Genomic DNA, 12,846 nt, shown 5'->3' on the forward strand with positions numbered 1-12,846 from the left:
GGTCCTGGTAGCAAGGTCGAACCGCCCGCCGACTTCGCCAATGGAAACTCGAGTGCGGGCGTTGCGTCAAAGGGACGGCCACAAGGCGCACCTGGTCGCATTTCGCTGTTTCAGAAAGATCTGGCGGCGCGCCGGGAACAGGTCCTCTCGATTGTTCAAGGCCTGGCGCCTAGCCTCAAGCCAGCGGAAGTTGCGACTGCTCTTCTGCTTGCGAACGCCGCCGGCCGCGATGATCGGGTGCTCAATCAGCTGCTGTCAGTGATCAAGAGCAGAACCGCGATCTTCGCCGTCCGGGTTCCCGTTTATGATTTTGTCCGCGAATTTGGCCTGATGCTGGAGAACGGCCTGGTCTTGCCATTCTTCACGTCACTTGGCGGGATCGGTCACAGCCAGACTCTGTCCGGTCGGCACAAGGCGCTTGCAGACACCCGGCGCCGGAAATCCTTTGAGTGCCTGAAAGGCTCTCTCGCACGGCGGCTTGATGACGAGGAGCTGCGCGATATCGTCTCGAAAAAAGTGCTCGGCCAAACCAAGCCCGTCATCATCGCCGATGCAAACCCCGAGCCGCTTCCAGGTCGACTGATTGCGGTCGCCGANGGGCGCCGCTGCCGATCTTGCCGAAGCGGATGCGGTGGGCGCCGAACAGCGGCCGGTCCTGGCGGATGGTGCGGCTGACGGCCTGGCTTGTGGCCTGATAACTGGTGGCCTGATAACTGGTGTCCTGCCTGGCGGCCCGGGTTGCGGGGCGGGGCGCGGGGACGGGGATCGAGGCGGTGGTGATCCGGTCGCGGGGTGCGAGAGCTGCAAGACCTGCCGACAGGGTAAGAGCGGGTAGGGCATAGGCTGAACGGGTTGTGTCGACGAAGGCAAGCGGCGCGAGCCCGGCCGCGGTCAGGTGAAGAGTGGATGCGCGCAGGGCGGGAACGGGCCATTGCGGAGCGGGGACCCTGGTCTCGGCCAGAAGGACCGGCGTGGCGGCGGGGGATGAGACCTGGAGTTGTGCCTCGGGTTCGGCGAAGACATTGGCCTGTGCTGCGGTGGCGCAGAACAAAGAGAATGCAATTGCAGTATTTCTGAGAGTTACTGTCTCTTTTGCAAAGCTATACATCTTTTTGGCCTTCCCCGTTTGTTGGGAGAAGACTACTCAAATAAACATAAGATCTTAGAAACAAACAGAACTAACGAAACCGGTGTTGTTTCGATAAAAATTGATCGAAACCATTTTTGTTCAGGCGTGGGTGAGTTGCGTGTAAGACGGCATATTTTGCGAATATGCTAAAGTAATGGTTGCTAAAAGCATATTAAATTATGCTCCAAATTAACCAAATCTTTAACAGAGAGATTATTGCATATATTTATATGTAGTAAAGATGTGAAAGAAATTGTTTGTGAAATACTAACTGGTTAAAAAAGGGTAATTTTAGCCAGGAACACGTTTATGTTGAAAATTGATTTTGTTGATGCTTCTGAAACCACAATCGACGGCGGCTCATCCGACAGCGGCATGGATGCGGTTTTGCTGGCCCAGGCCGACACCGGTACCGACCCGGCGGGCACTCCTCCATCCGATCCTTCCGCATCCGGCGGAGCGCCGGGGATCAGCGTGATCGTTCCTGACGCGAGCAATCGCGTGACGCTTGCGGCAGATACCAGCATCGAGGACATCCAGCTGGACGGCAACGACCTGCTGCTGGTTCAGCCGGACGGTTCCCAGATCCGGATCATTGGCGGCGCTCTGAGCGTGCCGACCTTCGTCATCGGCGACATCGAGGTGCCGCAGGAGGTGCTGGTTGCGGCGCTGGAAACCAGCGGCTTCAACGTCGCCGCCGGTCCGAACAACACGCTGTCGGTGACGCCGCAAGCGCCGACTGGCTCGGGCGGAGAGTTCGGGGATTCCAGCGATGCCACGATCATCGATGGCAAGTTGCAAACGCTGGGCCTGCTGGGGGACGACGCAGCCAGTGGGACTGGCGATGGTGCCGGTGACGAGATCATCGAACCTGGCAATGTCGCCTCGGTGCTTGGCGGTGGCGTTTCCGCCGGCGAGATCGTCGAATCGGCCGACAACCCTGGCGGCGTCGATGCCGACCCGGTTGCCGCCACCGGCTCGATCACCTTCTTCGATCCGGATTTCGGCGAGACCCGCACCGCCGAAATCTCAGCCAGCAACGTGGTCTCCCAGGTGCTCAAGAGCGGTGGCTCGCTCACCGCCGCACAGCTTGATGCGTTGCTCGCCGGCTTCAGCCTCGACACGCCCGGCGGGATCACCGTCGAATCGACCACGGCTGCAGGCGGCTCTATCGACTGGACCTATCAGGTCGGCAATGAAGCGGTTGATATCCTGGCCAGCGGCGAAGTCATTACCCTGTCCTTTGATGTGCAGATCAATGACGGCATCTTTACCGTGACGCAAACGGTGACCATCACCGTGACAGGCACGAATGATCAGCCGGTGATCGAGGGGACTTCGGTTCTCGCCGGCACGATCACCGAGCAGACCGACATGACGGGTGCGGCAACGTCGCTGACGGCAACGGGGCGGATCGTTCTGTCCGATGTCGATGTGACCGACACGCACACGGCCAGCCAGAGCTTCGTCTCGGCAGTATGGTCGGCCGGCGCCAACCCGACGGCTGATCCGGGAGCACTGGTTGTGAATGCTCTCAATCAGAGCGCTGACACCGCTGACTGGACTTACGCGGTCGCTGATAGCGCACTGGACTTCCTCTCCGCCGGCGAGACGCTGACCATCACCTACGACGTGATTGTTCAGGATGACAGCGGAACCGGCACCGCTGCCTCGGCCGTGAGCCAGATCGTGGTGACCATTACCGGCACCAATGATGCGCCGGTGATCGACGTCACGGCTGGCGCCTCGAGCTCCGAACTCGTCGATTCGACGCTCTCGCTTGCGGCTGTCACTGCGTTCGGTCAACTGACATTCACCGATGTCGATCTGTCCGACACCGGGCACAGCGCCAGCGTCGTCGGCGCGGTCATCCGCTCGGGGGAGTCCGATGGATTGTCCATTCTGGGAATCCCCTTGCCGGACAGCGTTCTGCGCGCTTTCCTGACAATCGACGCTGTTGCAAAGCCCGCCGGGTCCGGCGATGGCTCGATAGACTATTCCTTCTCCGTACCCGACCTGACATTTGACTACCTGGCCAAGGGGCAGTCGGTGACGCTGACCTACACCGTCGAACTCTCGGATGGCGATGGCGGCGTGACAACCCAGCAGGTGCCAATCACGATCACCGGCACGAATGATCGCCCGGAAATCCTGTTTCCATCCACTGCGTCCGGGCGCGAGAACCGCAACCAGACCGGATCGGATGCGCTGGAAACACACAACGGCACCATGCTGTTTTACGACGCGGACCGGGACGATGTCGGTCACAACGCCGATGCATCGTTTGCAGGCGCGACCGGAGTGACAGCAGGGCTCGATATCTCGCTGATCGACAACGCTGTTTCCATCAACTCTGTTTCCAAGGCAATCAACACTCAATTCGGATCGCTGAGGTGGAACTTTGCCGCGGTCGACCGCGCCTTCGACTACCTGTCCGCTGGCCAGCAGGTCACGCTCACGTACACCGTCACTCTTGATGACAATGAAGGCGAGGCCAACAGCACCACCACCTCTACCGTTTCGGTCACCATCACCGGGCGCAATGACCGCCCGGTGATCACTTCGGGCGCACAGACGGGGGCGGTCGAAGAGACGGCCGATGTGGTGGGCGGCATTGACCCTGATCCGGCCGCTGCGACCGGGACCATCAGCTTTCTGGATGTCGACCTGTCGGACGATCCCGAGGCCAGCCATAACGGCGGCACGGTGACGAACATGTCGTTTGCCCACGGTTACACGCCGACGGATGAGCAGATCGCCGCATTGAAGGCGGGGTTCTCGCTGGACGATGCGGCATTGTCGAACTTCTCCAACACGACAGGCGTCGGCTCGACCGGCTGGACCTACCATGTCGCCAACTCCGTCGTGGATTTCCTCGGCGACGGCGACAGTGTCGAACTGACCTATATGGTAACGATCTATGACTTTAACGGCGGCACCGTAACCCAGAATGTGGTGATCACGGTCACAGGCACCAGCGATGCGCCGACGGTCAGCGCGGCTGACAACTTCGTCGTCAACGAGGAAGATCTGACCAATGGCAATTCCGGCGCGCTGACCTTCAGTGGAGATGTCGGTCTCAGTTTCAATGACTACAGTTCGGTCGGCCTGTCTGCGCGGATTAAAACGTCCGGCGCCACTCCGCTCGATCCGTCGGGGAACCTCATACTCCTGAGCTCAGATGGTCAGGCGCTGGGCTACTCGTTGTTAATCAATCCAGGCCCAGGCTTACAGAGGCTCGAAGCCATCAACTTCCGGACCAGTGAGACCATATTCGTTCTTGAGGTCAAGATTGTTGCCGACGGATCCGGAGGCTTCAAGGTGGCGTACACTTTCGAACTTCGCGGCAATCTCGATCATGTAGGTCCCGGCGACGGCAACAGCATGCCGCTCGACTTCACGGTAACAGCCAAGAACAGCGCCGGCGAAACCGCTGAGAACACCTTCACCGTCACCATCAATGACGATGCGCCCGATGCGGTAAACGTCACCGCGACAGTGGAAGAGAACACGGCCACCCTGATCTCTCTTGTTGAAGGAGACGGTGCCACTGTCGAAGCCGGCGAGGCCTACATTTCCGGCGCCGACGATGTGACCGTTACTCTTGGAACGCCGACCTATTCCAACCTGCCTGCGGGCGTGGTGCCGGGCACACCCGGCATTGCCCTGGTCCAGACGGCAACCGGCTATGATGTCAGCATCACGCCGGGGACAGCATTCGATGCCCTGGCCGAAGGCGAATCCCTGCTGATGGAGATCCCCTTCACCGTGGAGGACAGCGACGGCGATACGGTTACCAAGACCATCACCGTCACCGTTACCGGCACCAACGACGCGCCGGTGATCACGTCGGATGGCGGCGCATCGACGGCTACGGTGTCCATTGCAGAGAACAGCACGGCGATTACAACCGTAACCTCGACGGATGTTGACGGCGGTGCGGCAAGTTATTCCATCTCCGGGGGGGCGGATGCCGCACTGTTCCGGATCGACAGCACCACCGGCGCGCTCAGCTTTGCCGACGCGCCCAATTTCGAACTCGCCGCCGATACGGGCGGAAACAACGTGTACGATGTGCAAGTGCAAGTGTCCGATGGTGCCGGAGGTATCGATACGCAGGATATCGCGGTCACGGTCACAGACGTGCCGGAAGGGCCGACAGCGGTGGACGATACCGCAAAGACCGACGAAGACACCGCGATCAGTTTCGCGGTGGCGGATCTCATCAGCAATGACAGCAATCCGCCAGGAGAGCAGCCGCTGTCGATCACCAGCGTCTCGGATGCGGTCAACGGTGCGGTGTCGCTCAATGCCGGCGTCATCACCTTCACACCGGACGCGAACTTCTCGGGCCAGGCGTCGTTCACCTACACGCTCGACAATGGAGCCGGCACGGACGAGGGCACCGTCAGCATCGACGTCGCGCCGGTGGCGGACGCGCCGGTGATCAGCGTACCCGGCATTGGCGACCCGGTTCCGCTCTCGGGTGATGTCGTTGTCAATGCCACCACGGCGAACACCCAGCAATATGCTTCCGTGTCGGCGATCGACGGCGGCTATGTCGTGACCTGGTCGTCTTACAATCAGGATGGCAATGGCTGGGGCGTCTATGCGCAGAGCTATGCCAGCGACGGCACGCCCAAGGGCGTCGAAACGCGGGTCAACACCACGACGGCGAACCACCAGGAATATTCTTCCGTGTCTGCGATCGAGGGCGGCTATGTCGTGACCTGGTCGTCTTACAGTCAGGATGGCGACCGCTGGGGCGTCTATGCGCAGCGTTATGCCAGCGACGGCACGCCCCAGGGCGGGGAGACGCGGGTCAACACCGCGACGGCGAACCACCAGATTTATTCTTCCGTGTCGGCGATCGACGGCGGCGGTTATGTCGTGACCTGGTCGTCGTCCAATCAGGATGGCGACGGCTATGGCGTCTATGCGCAGCGTTATGCCAGCGACGGCACGCCCCAGGGCGGGGAGACGCGGGTCAACACCACGACGGCGAACCACCAGATCTATTCTTCCGTGTCGGCGATCGACGGCGGCGGTTATGTCGTGACCTGGTCGTCGTCCAATCAGGATGGCGACGGCAATGGCGTCTATGCGCAGCGTTATGCCAGCGACGGCACGCCCCAGGGCGGGGAGACGCGGGTCAATGCCACCACGGCGAACACCCAGGATTATTCTTCCGTGTCTGCGATCGACGGCGGCTATGTCGTGACCTGGTCGTCTTCGGGTCAGGATGGCGACGGCTTGGGCGTCTATGCGCAGCGTTATGCCAGCGACGGCACGCCCCAGGGTGTGGAGACGCGGGTCAACACCGAGACCCAGGGCGATCAGGTCAATTCTTCCGTGTCTGCGATCGACGGCGGCTATGTCGTGACCTGGTCGTCGTACAATCAGGATGGCAGCGTCTGGGGCGTCTATGCGCAGCGCTTTGCCAGCGACGGCGCGCCCGAGGGCGGGGAATTCAGGATCAACGACAACATCGAGGGAGATCAATACAGGCATGGCGCCTTCAGTGGCTCGGGGGTCGCGGTTACGGATGACGGAACACTCGTCGTTGTCTGGGATCAGGATTCCGGTGCGGGCGAGATCGAGCATCGCCTTTTCGAGCTTCCCCCGGGAGCAGGCGGGAATGAGGACACCGATATCGCCATCAATCTCTCGGTCGCACTGAGCGATACGGATGGTTCGGAAACACTGTCTGACGTGACCATCTCCGATGTGCCCGCCGGCGTCATCCTGTCTGCCGGAACCAACAACAATGACGGCACCTGGACGCTGACCCAGGCTGATCTGAACGGCCTCACCCTCAGAGCGCCGCAGGACTGGAACGGCTCGTTCGACTTGAGGGTTTCGGTGACGTCCACCGAGACCTCCAACGGAGATGCAGCCACCACGACCGAAACCTTCACGGTGACGATCGACCCGGTCAACGACGCGCCGGAGATCGCGCCAATCGTGCAGACCTCGGCTGTTGCCGAGATCGCGGATGCCTCGATGCAGGATATTGCGCCGGTCACCGGGACGCTGTCGGTCACCGATGCGGACGCCGGCGACACATTGACGGCGCAAGCCGGGACGCCGGTGATCACCTGGAGCGGCGGCGCCTTGTCAGCGGCGCAGCAGGCAGCACTGACGGCAGCGCTTGCAAGCGGCGCGCTCACGCTTGGCGGCCCTGTTTCCAGCGACAGTTCGGCCGGGATCGACTACAGCTGGGATCCGTCTGCCGCCGATCTCGACTTCCTGGCAGCCGGTCAGACGCTGACCGTGGCCTACGACATTATCGTTTCCGACGGCACTGCGACATCTGCCTCGCAGGCGCTGGTCTTCACCATCGCGGGCACCAACGACCTGCCGGTGGCAAGGAACGACAACCCCAATGGCTCGCTTCCGGAGTTCAGGATCAGCGAAGACGAGGCCGTGGCCCGGGTGTTCGACGTGCTCGGCAACGACACGCTGGACGTGGATGCGGGGGCAGCCAACAGCATCAGCCTCAGCACGATCCGCGTCTATGGGGCACCGGGGTTGGCCATGGGGACAAGTCTCGACCCGCTGACGTCGGGGTTCTTTACCATCACCGTCGATGCCGGCAACCGGATCCAGGTCGAATTGAACAACAGCGCCTGGCAGAGCATGCGGCGCGGCGAAACGGCGAAGATCGACATCATCTACCGGCTCCATGGAAATGGTTCGGATGGCTCGACCGGTGCGCTTCAGGTTGAGGTAACCGGCAGCAACGATACGCCGGTGCTTGATGTTGCCGCCTCTCCGGCGATGACGCAGGCCGAGGATGCCGGGCTGCCGATCGGCGATGTCGGCACGCAGGTCTCGACACTGGTCAACGCTCCGGGCGGCAGCGTGGGAAATGTCAGCGATGTGGATGGCAAGACGTCTGCGCCCGGCATGTCGATCACTGCCTTCGATACCAGCCATGGCGTCTGGTACTATCATTTGGATGGGTACAACGCGCCGGATGGCAGGCCGTACTGGTTCAATGCCAATCTGGCGCCCGGCCAGGTGCTGAACCTGAGGTCCCAGGACCAGCTCTATTTCGCACCCAATGCAGGTTACGTGGGCACAGTCGATCAGGCAATCACCTTCCGTGCGTGGGATGGTGTAGCGAGTCCACGGGGCAAGATCTCTGCTCCGGGAACTGTTGGTGGCGGGACTGCCTATTCCGCCGACACCGATACGGTCAGCCTCACGATCGAGAATCTCAATGATGCACCGGTGCTGGTCACCAACATTGCCGATGCGGCGGTGTTCTCCAACATCGTCGTGGACATTGATGTCTCGGGGTCGTTCGCCGATATCGATCCGGGCGATGTTCTCAGCTTTTCGGCGACATTGAACGGCGGCGCGCCACTTCCGGCCTGGCTTTCAATCGACGAGGTGACCGGGCGGCTGACCGGCACGCCACCTTCGGTAGGCGTTGCGGGAGAGACCCTGGATGTCATTGTCACGGCGACGGACAGCGGCGGCCTGTCGGTCTCCGACACGTTCGAACTGGCGATCGACAGTGCGCCGGTCGCGCCTGTCATCACTGCGCACACCGACGGCGGGGTGACCGAGGACGCCTCCTATGCAGGCGGTACGAACCTGATCACCAATGGCGGCTTTGAAACGGGCAATTCGAGCGGCTGGTCCTTCAGCGGGCCGTATGTGTCCGGCTACCACCAATATGTCCATGCGGGCGGCTATGCCGCTGGCGGGTGGACGGTATACGCTCCTCATACCCCGGCGACCATGAGCCAGACATTCAGCACGGTTGCCGGCGTGACCTACACGATCAGTTTCTGGGCTCAGAACAACGGCAATGCCGCGCCGGACAATTCGTTGCATGTGACCTGGAACGGCGCGACCGTCGCATCCATAGTCGACCTCGCCTACAGGGGGCCGCTGCCGAACTACACGGAATTCACCTACACGTTCACGGCTACATCCGACACGTCGACGCTGACGCTGGCGCTTGAGAACAGAGTGAACCTGATGTTCGTGGATGAAATCTCGGTGGTGCAGCTGCCGGGTACCGAGACCACCGCAGGCACGATCAGTTACACCGATGACGATGTCGGAGAGACGCACACTGTTTCAGTCTCTCCGTCGGCGGCCGGTTATCTGGGCAGCTTCTCCGCTGCCGTCACTACCCAATTGAGCGGTGGCAGCAACGGCACCGTCAACTGGACCTTCAACGTTTCCGATGCCGACATCCAGCACCTGGCGGGAGGGGAAACGATTACCCAGACCTACACGGTGACCATAGACGACGGCAATGGCGGGACGGTGAGCGAGGATATCGACGTGGTGCTGACCGGGGTGGACGAAGCGCCGATCCTGGGTACTGACGGGGACGATGTGCTTCTTGGAGAGGGCGGGGCGGAACTGCTCAATGGTGGCCTGGGCAGCGACATTCTGTTTGGCGGCGGCCAGGCCGATACCTTCGTCTTTGATGCGGACGCTCTCGCCGATGCCGGCGCGAACATCCGCGACCTGATCGCAGATTACGATTTTGCCGAGGGCGATGTGGTGGATCTGTCGTCGCTGCTCGGAGGGGAAACTGTTGTCGGCCATGCGGCGGACTACGTGAAGATGAACGGGGTTTTCCTGGAAGTTGACGTGGACGGAACCGCGGGTGGCGCGGGCTTTGTCCGGATCGCTGAATTCATCGATGTGCCAGCGACAAACGGGCTCAGAATCCTGGTTGATGACGATCCTGCCGATGTGACCGTGGTCATATGATGCTTCGTTTGCGCACGGCCGGACAATCCCGGCCGCGGTGCGTTGACCGGGATGTTCGTGCACGAATTGCGTGGTGAGAAATGCGAGATCAGCATGTCTTCACGCGGTTCAAGCACTCTTCCGAGTGTTGGCCGGGAAAGCTGGGGCTTCCCGGCTGAAATTTTGTCTGGTCCGGTGTTGACAAGACCTTGAGGGGACGGTGGGCGTGCCGGGGATTAAATCCATGGCCGCCATACTGCGACCGATGATGTGGCAGAACCCTCTCATCCCTGTTTGCCCAGAGTAAACAAGCAAAATCGATTGTTGCGCGTTTGGCGATGTGACAGGGCCAGATCAAGATCTGGGGCTTTCCCCATCAGGCTGCGGGGAGTGGCAAAGGCGCACTTCAAAGCGGTCAATTGGTGCGTTGGAAGCGCACAAGGCGGTGTTCGCAATGCGGGGACGCCTTGATGCTGCCGTTCGCCGCTAGCCGCCTTTGGTCAGAATGATGTTCCCTGGATTCCTGACCATGCCAAGCAGGAGGCCTGAGAATGCATCGCAGAGGGGAGGATTCCACGCAATTCTGGTGGTCGACTGGGTGATCGAAGGCCATTGACGGACGCGACCGAAGTTTTAGTATTGGTAAAATCTGCTTGACACGCAAAAGCAAATGCTCCTAAATTTTACCAATACTAAAATTGGGGGCATGAGTTGACCAATCAGACTGCAGCGGAAGCGATCATCGATACCGGCAAGACTGAGGACCCCCTGGGCAAGCGCTTGCGGGCTCGACGCCGCGAATTGTCGCTCACACTCAAGGAAGTTGCCGACGGCGCCGGATTGTCCGTCGGCTTCATTTCACAGGTCGAGCGCGGGCTTACCGTTCCGTCACTGTCGTCACTGGCATCGATCGCCGGCGTTCTCGATTCCCATGTAACCACCTTCCTCGCTCAACCCGAAGGTAAGTCACAACTTACGCGACACAATGAGCGCCCGATCTACGCGGTGGACAAGGCTGCATTGAGCTACGAGCGTCTTTCGACCACGTTTCCGGGCAGTGTTCTCAATTCCGTTATCGTTCACGAGCCTCCGGGCTATCGTTCCGAGCCGATTCAGCATGTGGGCGAAGAGATGTTCTTTGTCCTGCAGGGTGCCATCACGCTCGAGGTCGAAGACGAAACGACCGTGCTGCAGGCCGGGGACTCGATTCACTTCGCATCGATGCGGCGGCACTCGTCGTGGAACCATACCGCCGAGCCGGCCACCATCCTGCACGTCTGCACGATGGACGTGTTTGGCGACAATCCGCAGCAAAACCAAGAACCCGGGAACCGGGCAGGACACCTGAATCACCACAAATGATCCTTGAAGGTCTGAACTCAGAGAGGGCTCAACAGATGACCAAACCACTCAAATTGCTTTCGATTGCCGCCATGGCGTCGACCATGCTGGCAACAGCGCCTCTAAGTGCGCAGGCAGGCGGCGTTTTGCGGCTTGATGAAGTCGCCGTCGGCGAACTCGATCCGGCGATTGCTTCGGACTATGCCGACTCGATCCTGATGTTCAATGTCTATGACACGCTGGTGCTGCCGGCCCAGGGGGCTCCCGGCCATGTTCCACACCTGGCAGAAAGCTGGGAAGGCGACGGCACCAGCTACACATTCAAGCTGCGCGACGATGTGAAATTCGTTTCCGGCAATGCGATGACAGCCGAGGACGTGGTGTTCTCGCTGGACCGGATGAAGGCGATGGGCAAGGGGCTTTCCTACCTGTTTGCCAATGTCGAGAAGGCCGAGGCCGTCGATGCTTCCACCGTCACATTCACACTTACCAAGCCCTATGCACCCTTTGTTGCTTCACTCCTGCGCCTGCCGATCGTCGACAAGCAGACGGTGATGGCCAACCTCGGCGAGGGCGAAGGCGAAATGAAGGATTGGGGTGCTGCCTACCTCACATCCACCAGCGCTGGGACCGGGGCCTACAGGATTGTCTCGCACAATCCGCAGGAAGAAACCGTGATGGAGAAGAACCCCGACTATTTCCTCGGCGTTCCGGCTCCCGCTCCCGATACCGCGCGTCTTCGCTACGGCCTGGAAGCGGCGACCGTGCGCACCCTGATCGCACAGGGCGAGCATGACATTGCCTCGCAGTGGCTGCCGCCCGAAGTTATCAAGGCGCTGGCCGCAAACGGGGCGCAGGTGCTGACGGAAAGCGGTACCGGGGCTTTCTACGTCAAGATGAACACCACCAAGCCGCCGCTGGATGACGTGAACTGCCGCATGGCCTTTGCCAAAGCGTTCGACTACGGCGCGGCGATCAAGATGATTGCGGTCACCGATACGGTCTCCCAGGGTGCAGCGTCCACTGGCGCGATCCCGGTCGGCATGTTCGGAGCCAACCCGGCCGATCAGGTGCTCACCCGTGACCTGGAGGCTGCAAAGCTGCATCTGGCCGAGTGCAAGTACAAGCCCGAGGATTTCACGCTTGAAATCTCCTGGATCGCGGAAGTGCCGGTGGAAGAGCGGTTTGCACTGCTTATGCAGGCAAACTATGCGGAACTTGGGGTCAAATCCGAAATCAAGAAGCTGCCCTGGGCATTGTTTGCCGAACAGGTGTCAAAGCCCGAGAACACGCCGCATCTGTCGCAGCTCTTCGTCAACGCAGTAACCGGCGATCCCGACACGCTGCTTTACGGCATGTACCACTCGTCAGCAGCCGGCACCTGGCAGTCGCCCGAATATCTCAACGACGCCGAAGTGGACAAGCAACTCGAGGCAGGCCGGACCGCCGCCACGCCGGAGGGACGCGAGGAAGCCTATGCCGCGCTGAATGCCCGGCTGATGGAGATCGCGCCCACCATTTATGGTTATGACCGCCAGTCGGTGTTCGCAGCCAGTGCCCGTGTCAAGGTTCCGGCCTTGTCCGACCCCTCGAAAGCCTTCGGTCTGGACGGAATGGGTTTCACCTTCCGGCTGATGGAAGTCGCTGACTAA

3 protein-coding genes are annotated in these 12,846 nt (G+C 60.7%); all 3 read left to right on the top strand.

The annotated features are described in order from the left end of the window. The first annotated feature begins 1,438 nt into the window (after nt 1-1,438). The 3 genes from SPHINGO391_RS03190 to SPHINGO391_RS03200 all read left to right on the top strand — a co-directional run bounded on the left by SPHINGO391_RS03190 (nt 1,439) and on the right by SPHINGO391_RS03200 (nt 12,846). Entirely contained in the window at nt 1,439-9,874 is an 8,436-nt protein-coding gene (locus SPHINGO391_RS03190; RefSeq protein WP_152007473.1) for a VCBS domain-containing protein, read from the top strand. 690 nt (nt 9,875-10,564) lie between these two features. Beyond that, entirely contained in the window at nt 10,565-11,215 is a 651-nt protein-coding gene (locus tag SPHINGO391_RS03195) for a cupin domain-containing protein (RefSeq protein ID WP_210385758.1), read from the top strand. Between the two features lie 35 nt (nt 11,216-11,250). Next, nucleotides 11,251-12,846 carry an ABC transporter substrate-binding protein gene (locus SPHINGO391_RS03200; protein ID WP_152007474.1) on the top strand — a complete coding sequence of 532 codons (1,596 nt, stop codon included), beginning with the start codon at nt 11,251-11,253 and terminating at the stop codon, nt 12,844-12,846.

It is taken from the genome of Hoeflea sp. EC-HK425, assembly GCF_902498795.1.
Classification (GTDB): domain Bacteria; phylum Pseudomonadota; class Alphaproteobacteria; order Rhizobiales; family Rhizobiaceae; genus Hoeflea; species Hoeflea alexandrii.